The 16,819-nt window shown below is 74.7% G+C and carries 13 protein-coding genes; 8 read left to right on the top strand and 5 right to left on the bottom strand.

Annotation, left to right across the window (positions count from 1 at the left end; genetic code table 11):
• Positions 1–36: 36 nt before the first annotated feature.
• Positions 37–573: a DUF1203 domain-containing protein gene (locus ACSUPR_RS25660; protein ID WP_436887269.1), complete on the top strand. Its 537-nt coding sequence runs from the start codon at positions 37–39 to the stop codon at positions 571–573.
• A gap of 66 nt (positions 574–639) precedes the next feature.
• Here ACSUPR_RS25660 and ACSUPR_RS25655 read toward each other — a convergent pair whose 3' ends face one another.
• Positions 640–1,602 carry a heme o synthase gene (locus ACSUPR_RS25655; protein WP_436887268.1) on the bottom strand — a complete coding sequence of 321 codons (963 nt, stop codon included), beginning with the start codon at positions 1,600–1,602 and terminating at the stop codon, positions 640–642.
• Positions 1,603–2,226: 624 nt separating this feature from the next.
• Between ACSUPR_RS25655 and tkt the strand changes: the two genes are divergently transcribed.
• The 5 genes from tkt (at position 2,227) to pgl (ending at position 8,848) form a co-directional block, all read left to right on the top strand.
• Positions 2,227–4,320 carry a transketolase gene (gene tkt / locus ACSUPR_RS25650; protein WP_436887267.1) on the top strand — a complete coding sequence of 698 codons (2,094 nt, stop codon included), beginning with the start codon at positions 2,227–2,229 and terminating at the stop codon, positions 4,318–4,320.
• Between the two features lie 68 nt (positions 4,321–4,388).
• On the top strand, positions 4,389–5,495 hold the full coding sequence (gene tal / locus ACSUPR_RS25645) for a transaldolase (RefSeq protein WP_436887266.1): 1,107 nt from the start codon (positions 4,389–4,391) through the stop codon (positions 5,493–5,495).
• Between the two features lie 113 nt (positions 5,496–5,608).
• Entirely contained in the window at positions 5,609–7,156 is a 1,548-nt protein-coding gene (gene zwf / locus ACSUPR_RS25640) for a glucose-6-phosphate dehydrogenase (RefSeq protein ID WP_436892152.1), read from the top strand.
• A gap of 28 nt (positions 7,157–7,184) precedes the next feature.
• Complete coding sequence (locus ACSUPR_RS25635) at positions 7,185–8,105, top strand: glucose-6-phosphate dehydrogenase assembly protein OpcA (protein ID WP_436887265.1); 921 nt, start codon at positions 7,185–7,187, stop codon at positions 8,103–8,105.
• Complete coding sequence (gene pgl, locus ACSUPR_RS25630) at positions 8,102–8,848, top strand: 6-phosphogluconolactonase (protein WP_436887264.1); 747 nt, start codon at positions 8,102–8,104, stop codon at positions 8,846–8,848. Before ACSUPR_RS25635 ends, pgl begins: the two co-directional genes overlap by 4 nt.
• 86 nt (positions 8,849–8,934) lie before the next feature.
• On the opposite strand, the gene ACSUPR_RS25625 is transcribed toward pgl, so the two are convergent.
• A complete protein-coding gene (locus ACSUPR_RS25625; protein ID WP_436887263.1) occupies positions 8,935–9,390 on the bottom strand; it encodes a DUF6069 family protein in 456 nt (151 codons plus the stop codon).
• A gap of 127 nt (positions 9,391–9,517) precedes the next feature.
• On the opposite strand from ACSUPR_RS25625, the gene ACSUPR_RS25620 reads away from it, so the two are divergent.
• Positions 9,518–10,543 (top strand): AraC family transcriptional regulator, encoded by a 1,026-nt coding sequence (locus tag ACSUPR_RS25620; RefSeq protein WP_436887262.1) that lies wholly within the window; start codon positions 9,518–9,520, stop codon positions 10,541–10,543.
• A 144-nt stretch (positions 10,544–10,687) separates the two neighbouring features.
• Positions 10,688–10,966, top strand: coding sequence for a hypothetical protein (locus ACSUPR_RS25615; RefSeq protein WP_436887261.1), 279 nt, complete (start codon positions 10,688–10,690; stop codon positions 10,964–10,966).
• Here ACSUPR_RS25615 and ACSUPR_RS25610 read toward each other — a convergent pair.
• From ACSUPR_RS25610 to ACSUPR_RS25600, 3 genes are all read right to left on the bottom strand, one after another.
• Positions 10,947–12,770, bottom strand: a complete 1,824-nt coding sequence (locus tag ACSUPR_RS25610; RefSeq protein WP_436887260.1) for a serine/threonine-protein kinase — start codon at positions 12,768–12,770, stop codon at positions 10,947–10,949. The genes ACSUPR_RS25615 and ACSUPR_RS25610 overlap by 20 nt on opposite strands.
• Before the next feature lie 1,088 nt (positions 12,771–13,858).
• Complete coding sequence (locus tag ACSUPR_RS25605; protein WP_436887259.1) at positions 13,859–16,057, bottom strand: CRISPR-associated protein; 2,199 nt, start codon at positions 16,055–16,057, stop codon at positions 13,859–13,861.
• Positions 16,058–16,139: 82 nt separating this feature from the next.
• Complete coding sequence (locus ACSUPR_RS25600) at positions 16,140–16,547, bottom strand: hypothetical protein (RefSeq protein ID WP_436887258.1); 408 nt, start codon at positions 16,545–16,547, stop codon at positions 16,140–16,142.
• Between the last annotated feature and the right edge of the window lie 272 nt (positions 16,548–16,819).

Genomic DNA, 16,819 nt, shown 5'->3' with positions numbered 1-16,819 from the left:
CCGGTACCGCGGTCCCGGTCGGGCGATGCTCTGGTCATGAGCACGATGAACCCGATGACACCGACCGTTCCGACGACCGCGGCACACGAGACCCGGGCGATCGCCCCGCACGTCCTGGAGCGGCTGCGCGCCGGCGACGACGCCGGACGCGTCCCGGAGGCCTTCACCGACCAGGAGGGCGGATCCCCGCTGCGCTGCTGCCTGCGGCACAGCCGGGCCGGGGAGCGCGTCATGCTCGTCTCCTACGCACCGCTGCGGGGCTGGGCCCGCGAGCGCGGCGTGGACCCCGGCCCCTACGACGAGGTCGGGCCGGTCTTCGTGCACGGGGAGCCGTGCGGCGGGCCGGAGGGCACCGCGTATCCGGTCGCGCTGCACGGGTCCCCGCGGGTGCTGCGCGCCTACGACGCCCGGGGGCGCATCCGGGGCGGCCGGCTGGTGGACCTGCCCGCCGAGCGGGCGGCTGAGGTCGACGGGCTGCTGGCGGAGCTGTTCGCCGACCCCGGGGTGGCGCTGGTGCACGTGCGCGCGGTGGTGTTCGGCTGCTTCCTCGCCGAGGTCCGCCCGCTCCGCTGAGGGCCCCGGTCGCAACGGTGCGGCGGCGCCCCCGGGGGGCGCCGCCGCACGGTGTCCGGGGGCCGGTCAGGCCAGCAGGTTCGCGATCAGCGGGTCGACCGTCACGGCCGCGAACAGCAGCGCCAGGTAGGCGTTGGAGAGGTGGAAGAAGCCCATCGTCTTGAGCTTGGCCCCGCTCACCCCGGCGCGGGAGCGCTGGAGCAGCCGGTGGGCCTGGACGACCAGCAGCAGGCCGAGCACGAGCGCCACGGCGCCGTAGAACCAGGTGGTCCCGGCGACGGGCCAGAAGACCAGCGACACGATCACGGTGGCCCAGCTGTACAGGACGCACTCCAGCAGCACGCGGCGGTCGCCGGCGACCACCGGCAGCATCGGCACCTTGGCCTGCGCGTAGTCCTCCCGGTAGCGCATGGCCAGCGTCCACGTGTGCGGCGGCGTCCAGAAGAACACCACCAGGAAGAGCACGAACGGCGCCCAGTCCAGGCTGTTGGTGACGGCCGACCAGCCGATGAGGACCGGCATGCACCCGGCGATGCCGCCCCACACCACGTTCTGGGCGGTGCGGCGCTTGAGCAGCAGGGTGTAGACGAAGATGTAGAACGCGATGGCGAAGACCGACAGGAGCGCCGACAGCAGGTTCACCAGCACGGCGAAGCCGACGGTGGAGCCGACCGCCAGGACCAGGCCGTAGACGAGGGCGCCCCGCGGCGTCACCAGGGCCATCGCCCCCGGCCGCTGGCGGGTGCGACGCATCTCACGGTCGATGTCGCGGTCGATGTAGCAGTTCATCGCGTTGGCGCTGGCCGCCGACATGGTGCCGAACAGCAGCGTGTACACGGCGGTCCACAGCGGGGGGACGCCGCCGGCGGCGACGAACATCACCGGGATGGTCGTGATGAGCAGAAGCTCGATGACGCGGGGCTTGGAGAGCGCGACATAGGCACGCACGTACCCGCCGAGGGAGGCCTTGCGGGGGGCCTCGGGGGCGGCGTCGGACGTGGTGCGGGGCGCGGGGTCAGCGAGGGCCATGGGTCACCGCGTCCTCACGGCCGGACGGCTCGCTCGCGTTGCCACGGGGGGCACCGGCTCGGTTTCAGACACGCGGATACCTCGACAAGTCTAGGGACTTCGACACTGCTCGCCACGCGGGGTCGGGCGGACCGACGAAAGCGTCAGGATCGGCGGAAACCCCGTCAACGACATACTGTAGTACTTGTTCGCGGGGGCCGATGACCAGCCCCCTCTGATGCGAAAGTCCCAGGTCCTCCGGTACCTCGCGGCGGTCGGCGGCGGCGCCGGGTGACAGCAGGGTCGCACACGCCCCCGCCCCCCGCCAGTCGCCACGCGCCCTCCCCGACCGCCCCACCGGCCCCGATGTGCGGTGTCGGGCAACGACATCCCCGGGTACGGGCGATAGGCTCGAAGTCGGCCGAACCGGTCAGCGGCACCGCACGGCCCGGCGCATCTCCGCCGGAGTCTCCGGCACCGCGGTCCGGCGGCCGCGCACAACCGCAGGTCACCCCGCCCTCCCCCTGACGCTCCCGCCCCGGTGGCGGTCGTCGGGGGTGCCCGGCGGCGGTGCCGACGACCGATGCGACACCGATCGCGCGCCCGAGCCCGAGGGACGCGCCCGAGAAGGAGAAACGAGAGTCCGTGAACGCCCACACCCCGCAGGCCCTGGAGTGGTCGGACCTCGACCGCCGCGCCGTCGACACGGTCCGCGCCCTGGCGATGGACGCCGTAGAGAAGTCGGGTAACGGACACCCCGGCACCGCGATGAGCCTGGCCCCCGCCGCCTACCTGCTGTTCCAGAAGGTCATGCGGCACGACCCGGCCGCCCCCGAGTGGGTGGGCCGCGACCGCTTCGTGCTCTCCGCCGGCCACTCCAGCCTGACCCTGTACATCCAGCTCTACCTGGCCGGGTACGGCCTGGGCCTGGACGACCTCAAGTCGCTGCGCCAGTGGGACAGCCGCACCCCGGGTCACCCCGAGTTCAGCCACACCCCGGGCGTGGAGACCACCACCGGACCCCTCGGACAGGGCGTCGGCAACGCCGTCGGCATGGCCATGGCGGCCCGTCGCGAGCGCGGCCTGTTCAACCCCGACGCCGGCCCCGGGACCAGCCCCTTCGACCACCACGTCTACGCCATCTGCTCCGACGGGGACGTGCAGGAGGGCGTGAGCCACGAGGCCAGCGCCCTGGCCGGGACCCAGAACCTGGGCAACCTCACCCTCATCTGGGACGACAACCGGATCTCCATCGAGGACGACACCCGCGTCGCCCACTCCGAGGACGTGGCCGAGCGCTACCGCGCCTACGGCTGGCACGTCGAGGAGGTCGACTGGAGCGCCACCGGCGAGTACGTCGAGGACGTCGAGGCCCTGTTCGAGGCGATCCGGCGCGGCAACGCGGACACCGAGCGCCCCACGTTCATCCGCCTGCGCACCGTCATCGGCTGGCCCGCGCCCAACAAGCAGAACACCGGCGCCATCCACGGCGCGGCCATCGGCGCCGACGAGATCAGCGCCACCAAGGCGATCCTGGGCCTGCCCGACGAGCCGTTCCACGTCGAGGAGGCGGTCCTCGAGCACACCCGCGCGGCGCTGGAGCGCGGCCGCACCGCCCGCGCCGAGTGGGAGGAGCACTTCCAGGCGTGGCGGCGCGGCGCCGGCGAGCGGGGCGAGCTGTTCGACCGGCTCCAGTCCGGCAAGCTGCCCGAGGGCTGGGAGAAGGCGCTGCCCACCTGGGAGCCCAGCGAGAAGGGCGTGGCCACCCGCAGCGCCAGCGGCGCGGTCCTCACCGCCGTCGCGCCCCTGCTGCCCGAGCTGTGGGGCGGCTCCGCCGACCTGGCCGGGTCCAACAACACCACGCCCAAGGGCGAGCCGTCGTTCCTGCCCTTCGACAGGGCCAGCTCGATGTTCCCGGGCAACCCGTACGGCCGGGTGCTGCACTTCGGCGTCCGCGAGCACGGCATGGGCTCGATCCTCAACGGCATCGCCCTGCACGGCCCCACCCGCCCCTACGGCGGCACCTTCCTGGTGTTCAGCGACTACATGCGCCCGTCGGTGCGCCTGGCCGCGATCATGAAGCTGCCGGTCACCTACGTGTGGACGCACGACTCCATCGGCCTGGGCGAGGACGGCCCCACCCACCAGCCGGTCGAGCACCTGTGGTCGCTGCGCGCCATCCCGGGGCTGGACGTGATCCGCCCGGCCGACGCCAACGAGACCGCCGTGGTCTGGCGCCGCGTCCTGGAGTCCTCCGAAGGCCCGGCCGCCCTGGCGCTGACCCGCCAGAACGTCCCGGTGCTGGACCGCTCCGAGTACGCCCCGGCCGAGGGCGCCGCCAGGGGCGGCTACATCCTCGCCGAGGCGACCGGCGGCACCCCCGCGGCGATCATCATCGCCACCGGCAGCGAGGTGCAGCTGGCCCTGGCCGCCCGCACCGAGCTGGAGGCGGACGGAACGCCCACCCGCGTGGTGTCCATGCCGTGCGTGGAGTGGTTCGAGGCCCAGGACGACGAGTACCGCGAGGAGGTCCTGCCGTCGTCGGTGCGCACCCGCGTGTCCGTCGAGGCCGGGATCGCCATGGGCTGGCGCTCCTACGTCGGCGACGCGGGCGAGTCGGTGTCCCTGGAGCACTTCGGGGCCTCCGCGCCCTACCAGACCCTGTACGAGAAGTTCGGCATCACCGCCGAGGCCGTCGTCGCCGCTGTCCGCACCAGCGCCGCCAAGGCCGGCCGCTGACGTCGCGGGTCCCGCCGGGCGCGTCCGGCGGGACCCGCACTCCCCGCGAGAGGAAAGGCGCACACACCATGAGCAAGCCGCTTGAGGCCCTGGCCGACGCGGGCGTTTCCGTATGGCTGGACGACATCAGCCGCGAACGCCTTCGCACCGGCAACCTGGCCGACCTGATGTCCACGCACAAGGTGACCGGGGTCACCTCCAACCCGACCATCTTCGACAAGGCCCTCGCCGAAGGCGACGCCTACGACGAGCAGGTCCGCGAACTGGCCCGCCGCGGCGTCTCCGTGGACGAGGCCGTCCGCCTGCTCACCGCCTACGACATCCGGTGGGCCGCCGACACCCTGCGCCCCGTCTACGACGCCACCGACCGCGTCGACGGCCGGGTCTCCCTGGAGGTCGACCCGCGCCTGGCCCGCGACACCGAGCGCACGGTCGCCGAGGCCAAGGCGCTGTGGTGGCTGGTGGACCGGCCCAACCTGATGATCAAGATCCCGGCGACCGCCGAGGGGCTGCCCGCCATCACCCGCGTGCTGGGGGCGGGCATCAGCGTCAACGTCACGCTGATCTTCTCCCTGGCCCGCTACCGCCAGGTGATGGACGCCTTCCTGGAGGGCATGGAGCTGGCCCGGGCCAACGGCCACGACCTGTCCCGCATCCAGTCGGTGGCCTCCTTCTTCGTCAGCCGGGTGGACAGCGAGGTCGACAAGCGCCTCAAGGCCATCGGCACCGACGAGGCGAAGGCCCTGCTGGGCAAGGCGGCGATCGCCAACGCCCGGCTCGCCTACCAGGCCTACGAGGAGGTGTTCTCCAGCGCCGAGTGGAAGGCCCTGGAGGCGCGGGGCGCCACCCCGCAGCGTCCGCTGTGGGCGTCCACCGGCGTCAAGGACCCCGCCTACCCGGACACCGCCTACGTCACCGAACTGGTGGCGCGCGGCACCGTGAACACGATGCCGCAGGCGACCCTCGACGCGACCGCCGACCACGCCGAGGTCACCGGCAACACCGTCCTGGGCACCTACGAGCGCGCCCACGCGGACTTCGCCGCCCTGGAGGACGCCGGGGTGAACCTCACCGAGGTGTTCGGCCTCCTGGAGCAGGAGGGCGTGACCAAGTTCATCGACTCCTGGGAGAGCCTTCTGGAGGGGCTTTCCGCCAAGCTGAAGTCGGCCGCCTGACCCGTACGGCCACCGGCATCCCGCCCGCGCCCCGGCTCGGGGCGCGGGCGGTACGCATCACGACCCACCGGCCACTCTCGACAGGAAGAGCGAGAACCGTGAAAGAACCGGTGATGCCGGGAGCGGTGCCCAACCCGCTCCGCAGCGTCCTCGACCGAAGACTGCCGCGCATCGCCGGGCCCAGCGTCCTGGTGCTGTTCGGCGTCACGGGCGACCTGGCCCGCAAGAAACTCCTCCCGGCCATCTACGACCTCGCCAACCGCGGGATGCTGCCGCCGGGCTTCGGCCTGGTCGGGTTCGCCCGCCGCGACTGGGAGGACCAGGACTTCGCCGCCCAGGCGCACGAGGCCGTCCGCGAGCACGCGCGCACCCCGTTCCGCGAGGACGTGTGGCGCCAGCTCAGCGAGGGCGTCCGGTTCGTGCAGGGCGAACTGGACGACGACGAGTCCTTCGACCGGCTCGCGGACACCGTCCGCGAGCTGGACGCCGCCCGCGGCACCGGCGGGAACTACGCGTTCTACCTGTCCCTGCCGCCCAAGCTGTTCCCGACCGTGGTCAAGCAGCTCAAGCGGTCCGGGCTGGCGGAGCCGCCCGAGGCGGGCCCGGAGGGGGTCCGGCCCTGGCGCCGGGTCGTCATCGAGAAGCCCTTCGGCCACGACCTGGCCAGCGCCCAGGAGCTCAACGCGGTGGTGGACGACGTGTTCCCGCCGTCGTCGGTGTTCCGCATCGACCACTACCTGGGCAAGGAGACCGTCCAGAACATCCTGGCGCTGCGGTTCGCCAACACCCTGTTCGAACCGCTGTGGAACCGCGGCTACGTCGACCACGTGCAGATCACCATGGCCGAGGACATCGGCGTGGGCGGCCGCGCGGGCTACTACGACGGCATCGGCGCGGCCCGCGACGTCATCCAGAACCACCTGCTCCAGCTGCTGGCGCTGGTGGCGATGGAGGAGCCCATCTCCTACGACGCCGACGCCATCCGCGCCGAGAAGGAGAAGGTGCTGGCGGCGGTGTCGCTGCCCGACGACCTGGAGACCGGGACCGCGCGCGGCCAGTACGCGACCGGCTGGCAGGGCGGCGCCGCCGTGCGCGGCTACCTCGAGGAGGAGGGCATCCCGGCCGACTCCGTCACCGAGACCTACGCCGCGCTGAAGCTGGCGGTCAACACCCGCCGCTGGGCGGGGGTACCGTTCTACCTGCGCACCGGCAAGCGGCTGGGGCGCCGGGTCACCGAGGTGGCCCTGGTGTTCCAGGGCGCGCCCCAGCAGCTGTTCCCGCGCACCGACGTCAGCGAACTGGGCCAGAACGCCCTGGTGCTGCGCATCCAGCCCGACGAGGGCGTGACGCTGCGGTTCGGCTCCAAGGTGCCCGGAGCCAGCATGGAGGTGCGCGACGTCAGCATGGACTTCGCGTACGGCCAGTCCTTCACCGAGGCCAGCCCGGAGGCGTACGAGCGGCTCATCCTGGACGTGCTCATCGGCGACCCGCCGCTGTTCCCGCGCCAGGAGGAGGTGGAGCTGTCCTGGCGGATCCTCGACCCGGTCGAGGAGTACTGGGCCAAGGCGGGCCGCCCGGAGCAGTACGGGTCGGGCACCTGGGGTCCGGAGTCGGCGGAGCGGCTCCTGGCCCGCGACGGCCGCCAGTGGCGGCGCCCGTGACCGGCAACGACCACGTCGGGAGGAACCGATGACGCTCTACCTGCCGCGCACCACCACCGCCCAGATCACCGAAGCGCTCATGGCCGAGCGGCTCAGCGTCGGCGGCGGTGCGATGAACATGGTGCTCACCCTGATCATCGTCACCGACGAGGCCGACCACTACGACGCGGTGCGCGCCGCCACCGAGGCCGGGCTCGAACACCCCTCGCGGGTGATCGCGCTGATCCGCCGCGACCCGGACGCCGAACCCGCCATCGACGCCGAGATCCGCCGCCCGGGCACCTCCGGGCCCGGGGAGGCGCTGCTGCTGCGGCTGTACGGCCCGCTGGGCGAGCACCCCGACTCGGTGGTCACCCCGCTCCTGGTGCCGGACGCGCCCGTGGTCGTGTGGTGGCCGGGCGCCGGTCCGCTCGACCCGGCGCAGGACCCGGTCGGCCGACTGGCCCAGAGAAGGATCACCGACGCTCTGCGCGCACCGGACCCGCTGGGGGACCTGGTCGAGCGGGTGTCCCACTACAGTCCGGGTGACACGGACCTGACCTGGACGCGGCTGACCCCGTGGCGCTCGCTGCTGGCCAGCGCGATGGACCAGCCCTGCGGCTGGGTCACCTCGGCCAGGGTGACGGCCGAGTCGCACTACCCGAGCGCCGAACTGCTGGCGGCGTGGCTCTCGGACCGGCTGGAGGTGCCCGTGGAGCGCGAGGTCTCACACGGGCCCGGGCTGACCGAGGTACGGCTGGTCACCGACCAGGGGGACATCGCGATCTCCCGGGCCGACGGCCGCACCGCCACCCTGTCGCGGTTCGGCCAGCCGGACCAGACGGTGGCTCTGGCCCGGCGCGGCGCGGCCCAGGCCCTGGCCGAGGAGCTGCGCCGCCTGGACGCCGACGAGATCTACGAGAGCGCGGCCCGCCACCTGGGGTCGCTGCCCACGGGGAGCACAGTATGAGCACACCGCGGATCGTCCGGCACGCCGACGCCACGTCGCTCGCCGAGGACGTGGCCCTGCGGCTGGTCGACGAGATCGTGCGCGCCGAGGCCGACAAGCGCACGTTCCACCTGGTCCTGACCGGGGGCGGGATCGGCATCGCCACCCTCGAGGCCGTCCGGGACCACTCCGCCGAGGCGGGCATCGGCTGGTCCCACGTCCACCTCTGGTGGGGGGACGAGCGGTTCCTGCCGGACAAGCACCCGGACCGCAACGAGACGCAGGCGTGCGCGGCGCTGATCGACGCGATCGGCATCCCGGCCAAGCAGGTGCATCCGATGCCCGCCTCCGACGGCATGGACGGCGACCACGCCGCCCACGCGGCGACCCGCTACTCGCGGGAGCTGGCCGTGGCGGCGCGCGGTGAGGGACCGGTCCCGGCCTTCGACGTGTGCCTCCTGGGCGTGGGCCCGGACGCGCACATCGCCTCGCTGTTCCCGGGGCTGCCGCAGGTCAACGAGGACGAGGCCGCGGTGGCGCCGGTGCACGGCTCGCCCAAGCCGCCGCCGACCCGCATCACGCTGACCCTGCCCTCGATCAACTCCTCACGCCAGGTCTGGATCCTGGCCTCGGGCGAGTCCAAGGCCGAGGCCGTGCGCCTGGGCCTTGACGGCACCGACCGGAACAAGGCCCCGGTCGCCGCCGCCCGCGGCACCGACTCGACCGTCTTCTGGCTCGACGAGGCGGCCGCCTCCAGGCTGTAGGGCGCATCCGGAGGGCCGGTGACCGCGGGGCCACCGGCCCTCCCGCATGTCGCGCGCCCCCGGATCCGCCCGGGGCGGGCCCGTGCTCAGGCGGTCGGCGAGGTCTTCCAGAAGACCGGGATGACGATCGCCGCGACCACCACGTGCGAGGCGACCAGGACGGCCTCCGTGGCGGCCGTCGCGTTCACCGACAGCGACGGCAGGAACGACACCAGGGTGAAGAGCACCGCGACGACGGTCCACGCGATCAGGCCCCGGCGGCCCAGCAAGCGCTCGGCCAGGGCCAGCGCGCCCCACCCGATGAGCGCGAAGACGACGCTGAACAGGATCAGCGGGACGGCGTTGAGCGTCATGGGTTCGGCCCCCTCCGGGGCCGTCACCATGTCCGCGCCCAGCAGGGGCGCGACCAGGCCCAGGAGGGCGTTGAGGAGCGCGGCGGCGCCGACCGCGATGAGGCGCGGACGCCAGGGGGAGCGCGGGCGGGCCTCGGCGGGTGCGGCGGGTGCGGCGGGTGCGGCGGGTGCGGCGGGTGCGGCGGTCATGGGAACTCCTTCGTCGTCGGGACTCGAACGCAACGCTAAGGGTTTCGGAAGAGACTTCCCATGCTCGAAAAGCTTGTTCCGATACTCCATCGTCCACCGGGAGAAGCCCCGAGGATACGATGGCGCCATGGACGTGCTCAGCGACGTGATCAGCACCGTGCGGACCGGCCGCCCCAACGCCTCCCGGGTCGAATGGCACTCGCCCTGGGGTATGCGCTTCCCCGCGGTGTCCGGTGTCGGCTTCCAGGTGGTCCTCCAGGGATCCTGCGTCCTCACCCTCGAAGGCGAGGAACCCCTGCACCTGGGCGTGGGCGACATCGCGTTCCTGCCCAACGGCCAGGGCCACGTGCTGTCGGAGGAGGCGGCCTCGCCCGTGCAGGACCTGTGCGACGTCCTCCCCCGCGCCCTCCGGGACGCGGAGGCCTCCGGTGGCCCGGTGACCGAGCTGGTGTGCGGGCCGCGGGGTTCCGGACCGCGCTTCGGGGCGGCCGCGGTCGGGAAGAGCGGGCACGGGGGACCCTCGTGCGTCACCCTGGGCGGGTCCTACTCCACCTGTACGGCGCGACCGCACCCGATGCTGGCCGAACTGCCCCGGCTGGTCCACCTGCCCGCCAGGGTGGGTGCCCGCACCGAACTGGGTGCGGCGGTGGAGCTCCTGGGCGCGGAACTGGACCGCACCCGCCCCGGAACGGACGCGATCGTCCCCTCCCTGCTGGAGATGCTGCTGGTCTACATCCTGCGCACCTACATCGAGGAGAACCGGCACGCGGCGTCCCGCGGCTGGCTGGGTGTGATGCGCGACCCGGCCGTGTACGCCGCGGTGCAGGCCGTGCACAACGATCCCGCCCACCCCTGGACGGTGGCGGAACTGGGCGAGCGGGCGGGCCTGTCCCGGGCCGCGTTCGCCAGGCGGTTCACCGCGATGGCGGGTATGCCTCCGCTGGGGTACGTGACCTGGTGGAGGCTGACCGCGGCGGGGCGGATGCTCCAGGAGGACGACGCCCCCATCTCCGCCGTCGCCGCCCGCGTCGGCTACTCCTCGCAGTTCGCGTTCGCCAACGCCTTCAAGCGCGAGTTCGGACTGTCCCCGGGGCGCTACCGCTCCGGCGCCCTGGGGCCGGAAGCGTCCGCCAACGGGGTGTCGGCGGGCTGAGCCCTCCGGGCCGGCGGTCGAACACGTCGGCTCGCGGCGCACTCTCGGCGGTGGGGCGGAGCATCGCCCCGTCGATCCCTCCGGCGGCGGCCTCCGGTGCCGACGCCGCCGGAAGCCCCGCACCCGGGAACACCGGGGTGAACGGTGCGGTCGCAGCCCGCGGCCGCCCTCGTCGAGGTGGTGGCGGGCCGTGCCGGTGACCCGGGCGCCGTCGGCGTCCGCCTCGGCACCGGCGACGACCAGGCCGAACACCCCCGCCCTGCTGGCGTACGGCGCCACCGGGCCGTCACCGTGCACCACCGGCGCGTCCGGTCCTTCCAGCGCCGGATCGGCCGGTTCCGCCACGGGCACCGCCGCCACCGGGCCCCGGAGGGCCCGGTGGCGGGCCGGTCCGGCGGGGCCGTCAGGCGGGACAGTCGGTGAGCGTGCTCTGTCCGGGCCGGCGGTCCGACAGCGCGAACCCCTCGTTGCCCTGGTTGACGTCGTCCCGCCAGGCGGTGGTGCCGTCCACGTCGTAGCAGTGGCCGCCGACGTCGTGCACCAGCATCCCGAACAGCGCCGAGGGCCGGTAGGCGATGCCGCCGCGCTCGGGCGCGCCGGGCAGGAGCACGGTGACCTCCCGGACCGGGTTCTCCGGGTCCAGGGTCGCCACCGGGGTGACCGGCCCGCTCCAGTCCTCGTTGACCCCGCCGTGCACGACGGCCTTGTCCCGCCCCTCGGGGTCGGTGGCCGGGTCCAGCGGAGCCAGGGACATGAAGTCCTCGGCGTGCACCGTGTAGGAGCCCAGGTCCGGGTGGTAGGTGAACCGCGCCGTGACCTCGATCCCCTCGGCGACGGCCTCGACCGAGGACCAGCACACGGTGGCCACCGGGAACCCGTCGACCGCCCCGCCCAGGCCGAAGTCGGCGGTGTCGTGGTCCAGGGGGACGACGAACGGCCGCACCCCGGCGCTCGCGTCGGAGGCGAACAGCGAGTCGGGGTCGTCGGCCGCCTCCAGCAGCGCCTCGTACTGCTCGGCCGGGACGGCGCCGGGGTCGAACGGCCGCCAGGTCGCCACCGCCTCCTGGGCCGCCGTCCGCTCCCCGTCCGGCTCGCACGGGACCGGCTCCGCCGCGCCCCCGGCCCCCTCTTCCCGCACCCCGGCGTCCGGCGGGGCCGTGGCGGCCGGAGCGCCCCAGGTGGCCTGGCGCAGCGGGGGGACGATCGCGGTGAGCAGCCCGGCGACGAGCACCAGGACCGCCAGCCCCGCACCCACCAGGGGCCAGGTGCGCCTTCTGCGCCGGGACGGCACCCAGGGAGCGGGATCGACGGGGGCGTCGATCCGCCAACCGGTGGCCAGCAGCCGCGCGAGGGTCTCCCGTTCGTGCCCCGCATCGCCGCCGGCCCCTCCCCCGCCGGCCGCCCCCGGTCCGCGCAGCAGGGCCGTCATCACCTGGGCGGCGGTGGGCCGGACCCCGGGGCTGCGGTCCAGGGCGCCGCGGACCAGCGGCAGCAGCCGCGGCGGCACCCCCTCCAGATCGGGGGCCTCCCGGCGGGTGCGGTGGACCAGGGTGTCGACCGGCCCGGTGCCGAACGGTTCGCGGCCGGTGGCGGCGTAGGCGATCAGGGCGCCCCAGGAGAACATGTCGGCGGCGGGCGCGGGCACCGCCCCGTCGTACTGCTCGGGGGCCAGCCAGCCGGGGGTGCCCACGACACCGCCGGTACGGGTGAGCGCCGTCTCGTCCGGGGCGCGGGCGATGCCGAAGTCCAGTACGCGCGGCCCGTCCGGGGACAGCACCACGTTGTCGGGTCCGAGGTCGCGGTGGACGATTCCGGCGGAGTGGATGGAGTGCAGCGCCTCCGCGGTCCCGGCGGCCAGGGCCGTCAGGGTGTCGCCGCAGAGGGGGCCGCGGACGGCCACGTGCTCGCGCAGGGTGGGGCCGGGGACGTACTCGGTGGCCAGCCAGGGGCGGGCCCCGGTGGTGTCGGCGGCCAGGACGCGGACGGCGCAGGCGGAGCGGACCCGGGTGAGCAGGTCCACCTCGCGGGTGAACCGGTCCCTGAATTCGGGGTCGGCGGTGTGGTGGCGGTGCAGCGCCTTGACCGCGATCCTCGCGCCGTCGGGGGTCAGGGCCGCGTAGACGGTGCCCGTGCCGCCCGCTCCGAGCCGGCCCGCCAGGCGGTAGGGGCCCAAGCGGTAGGGGTCCCCCTCCAGGAGGGGGAGGAGACCGGTGGAGGGCGTGGTCATCGGCGCTCCGGGATGCTGTGGGACGGAGATCTGGAAGGACGTTCGTCCTTCTCGGACATTAGCGTTCCCGCACTTGGGATTTCCTGCTTTCACCTCCCGGATTCCCACCGGACGGCCCCTGGATCGTCGGTGGCGGGTGTGAGACTGGGGTCACAGTCGATGGGGCCGGGGGCTCTCCCCGGCGACTCCCACAGCCTTCTCCCGACGGGGGGCGACACCGTCATGCGCGCGAACACGCGGAACCCGCGGCGGACCGCGGTCCGGCCGGAGCGCACCGGGGACCGGCCCGGGGCCGTCCTTTCCCCGCTGCTGTGCGGCGTGGCCGCGGACCCCCTGCAGCTGCTCTCCTCCCTGGCCCGGCTGCCCTGGGGCGGCCCGGACTCCGCGGCCCCGACCGCGGACCCGTCCGTCGCCTCCGTCGACGGCTGGGCGCAGGCCCTGCCGGTGTGCGGGGTCCCGGCGCCGCGCGGCCGGGCGCCGCGGCGGTCCGTCCCGCTGCCGGCCGCCGTCCACGGGGTCTGCGTGCTGCTGAGCGGGCTGTGGTCGGTGGACCCGGTCGCGGCACCGCTGCCGGACGCGGCCGAGGTGGCGGCCCTGGCACTGAACGCGCTGGTGCGCATCGCCCTGGGGTCGGCGGCGTCGGTCGCCGCGGCCCGCGCCGTCCCGGGCGCGGGCGCTCCGGGGCGGCCCTGCTCCAGCGGCCGGGGCGGCGCGCTCCCCTGTCCGTGGGGGTGCGTTCCGGCCGTCACGGCGGCGGCCCGGACCGCCGTCCGGGTGCCGCGGGCGCGGCCGCCGGTGCCGTTCGTCCCGGTCCCGGGGGAGCCGACCGCCCCCGACCGCAGGCCCGGTGGACGGCCCCGGCGCCGAGGCCTCCCCCGACCGCCCCTCTCCCCGGTCCGGGGGACCCCGTCGCGCGGAGCGGCCGCACGGCGGGGTCCCCTCCATCTCCGCCTCCCGCGCCGGCTCGGACCTCCGGGCAGCTCGACCCTTCCGGCGCCGCCGCCGACCGCGCACGCACCGACCGCACCATCGACAGGGCTCCGTTCAGGGCCCCGGGACCGGGGAGGACACGACCCGGTGCCCCGGTCTCAGAGCCTGCTGACGTCGGTGTCCCACACGGCGGGCGGCGCGCCGGGGTCGGCCACCACGAGCACCGGCCGCTGCGGTTCGCCGAAGCCCCATCCCGGGCCGTCCTCCCCGGCGCCCTCTCCGGCCGACCCGCCCGGCTCCTCCTGGATGATCCAGGCGACCAGCTCGGCCGCGCGCCCCACGTCCCCGCCCGGCCGGGTCAGCGCCATCACCTTCCCGGCCACGTCGCAGCGCAGGTTGAGGTGACCGGTGGCGGCGGAGACGCTCTGCGCCCAGGCCCCCCGGCTCACCCTGCGGACCGCGCCCGAGCGGACGGGCCTGGTCCAGGAGGGGGCGGCCAGGCCCAGGGCCCGGTCGTCGAAGGTGAGCACCAGCGCCGGGCGCTCCCGGGCGGTGCCGGCGGTCGCCGGGTCGGCCAGGGACCGGTCGACCCACATCCCCACCGGGCCGCTCGCCGCGCGGACCAGGTGCCCGGCGGCGGCCGCGACCAGGGGCACGTCCACCTGCGCGGCACCCTGCGGGCACACCGCGTCGGCCAGGGGCCCGGCCAGCGGGGCGTACCCGTCCAGGACCAGGGACCAGGCCACCACCGCCCGCTCCTGGGCGGCGGCACCGCCGTGGGTCATGCACACCACCTTCCGGTCGCGCACCACCTGGCAGGCGACGCACGCACCGGAGCGGCGGGCGGCCAGGGCCAGGCCCAGGCTCATCGCCTTGGTCCCGGTGGTGACGTCCACGACCACGGGCCGCCCGGGGTCCTCGACGCGCTCCCTCCCGATCCAGGCGTGCGCGGCCTCGGCGACCGCTCCGGCGTCGGAGCCGTCCACCGGGTCGGCGGCGAACCGGACGCGGTCGCGGTGCCCCGAGGCGCGCAGCCCCTCGGCGTCGGGAAGCGGGGCGCCGGGGTGCTCGGCGGCGTACAGGGCGCGGGCCGCCGCTTCGCGCACGCCCGCGCGCATCCCCTGGCGGGAGGAGAGCAGCAGCGCCCGTTCGGGCCGGTGTGCGTGCACGGCCGACAGCAGGCCCAGGCGGCTGCTGCCCAGTGCGGTGACCAGGATGGGGGCCGCCGGGGCGGCCGTCACCGCGCAGACAGGGGCGGGCGGCGGGACCGGTACCGCGGTCCGGGCCCGGGGCCGTGCCCCCGGTCCGGCGCCGGGCGGCGCCCCTGACCGTGCGCTGTCCGGTGCCGGCGCCTGCCCGGGGAAGAACGCCTTGCGCAGCGCCTCGCCGTCGGTCAGGCGGGCGCGCAGGTCGTCCAGGCTCCACACCTGCACCTGCGAGGAGTTCAGGGCCGGGTTGTGCGCGGCGACGCGCTCGCGCAGCCCGGGCGCGGCGGGGCCGGTGTGCACGAACAGGACCTTGGCCACGTTGCCGAACACCCGCCTGGCCTTGGCGACGGTCCACCCGGCGCGGGACACCACCTCCTCCGGGCCGCTCTTGACCTCCACGCACAGCACCCGGTGCCGGAAGCGGACCAGGGCGTCGAAGTCGGCGATGGAGTCGGCGGGGTGCCCCGGGTCGGAGACCCGGCGCGGCCCCAGCACCTCGGCCCCGTCCCGGCCCCGGGTGATGCGCCGCAGGTGGCGCAGGACGTCGGCCTCGCCGACGACCCCGCGCACCTCGGTGGGGTGCAGGCCCGGGAAGGCCTCGCGCAGGGCGCGGGCTCCGCCCCGCAGGGCGGCGCGCACGGTGTCCGGGTCCCGGTCGGAGAGCCAGCGGGCGCCGTGGATCCCGGCGAGCACGCCCAGGTCGATCCCGGCGTCGGCGACCGGCAGCGGCGGCTCGGCGGGGTCGACCGGGCGCAGCAGGTCGGTGGCGGGGTCGAGGTAGTGGCAGCGGGGCGCCGCGCCCTCCGGGTCGGGGGCGCGGCGGTCCCGGTACAGGGCGGCGGCCACGCTCATGACCTTGGTGCCACCGGTGTAGTCGAGGTGGCCGGGGGCGGCGCCGTGGTCGCGGTGGACGCGTTCCAGCGCGGCGGCGACCCCGGCCGGGTCGTGCGGGTCGGGCCCCACCCCCTCCACCCGCACGGTGCGGTCGGGGGCCAGCCCGGCCAGGGCTCCGGCCACGCGTTCGGCCGGGGAGCGGGTGCCGTCGCTGCACAGCAGGACGATCCGGTCGGCCGGCAGGGTGAGCGAGGACAGCAGGGCCGGGGTGGGGTTGCGGCCGACCAGCACGACGGCGACGCGGGGAGTGTCCACGGCGTCCTTTTCCACACGGGGGCGTTGTTCGTTTCGTGGGGGACAACGCTATCCCGCGGGCGAAGGTGGCGGTTCGGACCGGTCACGCCCGTTTCGTCGTTCCGTCGAGTCGGTCGACCCCTTTCCTCTTGGGCGACTTCTGCGGCCGCCGCCCGCTGACCACGAACGACCGGCAGGCGGTGACCACGCCCCTGTTGTCCCTGACCAGGTCGGAGGGGATGAGCAGGTCGTCGCGCTCGGGGTGGGCGAAGCCGACCACGGACGAGACGATGAGCCACACCCCCGGCTCGGGCTCGGGGAGGTTGGCCCTGGTGCGCCGTTCGGCGATCAGGGGCACCGGGCCCGGGCAGGTGGAGTCGTCCAGGTGTCCCATGGGCACCCGCTCGGCCTCGACCCTGGCGGGTTCGTCCGCGCCGGGCCAGGTGCCGATGACCTTCGCCTCGTCGTCCACGACTGTCACCACATGCGGCGTCAGGTTGACCACCGGCATCCGGCGACCTCCGTTCCTCTCTCGCGGCGCGCCCCCCGCGGCCGCACCCGCCCCCTTCCGGGGTCTCATCGCAGTCTCTCGGACAGCGGCGGCCCGGGACCGGAAGCGACATCCCGTCGATTTCCCTGTTACCGCAGTGACCATTGTTTTCAATGTCTGCTTGATAGTCGCCTCAAAGGATTTATATGGCTTCGGGACCATGGCCGAGAATTGACAGTTCAGTCGCGTCGGTCATAGTTTGTTATACGGTCTCCCGTTGACTCGGGAGTGCC

Origin of the sequence: Nocardiopsis dassonvillei, from assembly GCF_964273065.1 — a bacterium.
GTDB classification, from domain to species: Bacteria; Actinomycetota; Actinomycetes; order Streptosporangiales; family Streptosporangiaceae; genus Nocardiopsis; species Nocardiopsis dassonvillei_B.
This window is presented reverse-complemented; position numbering and strand designations above follow the sequence as displayed.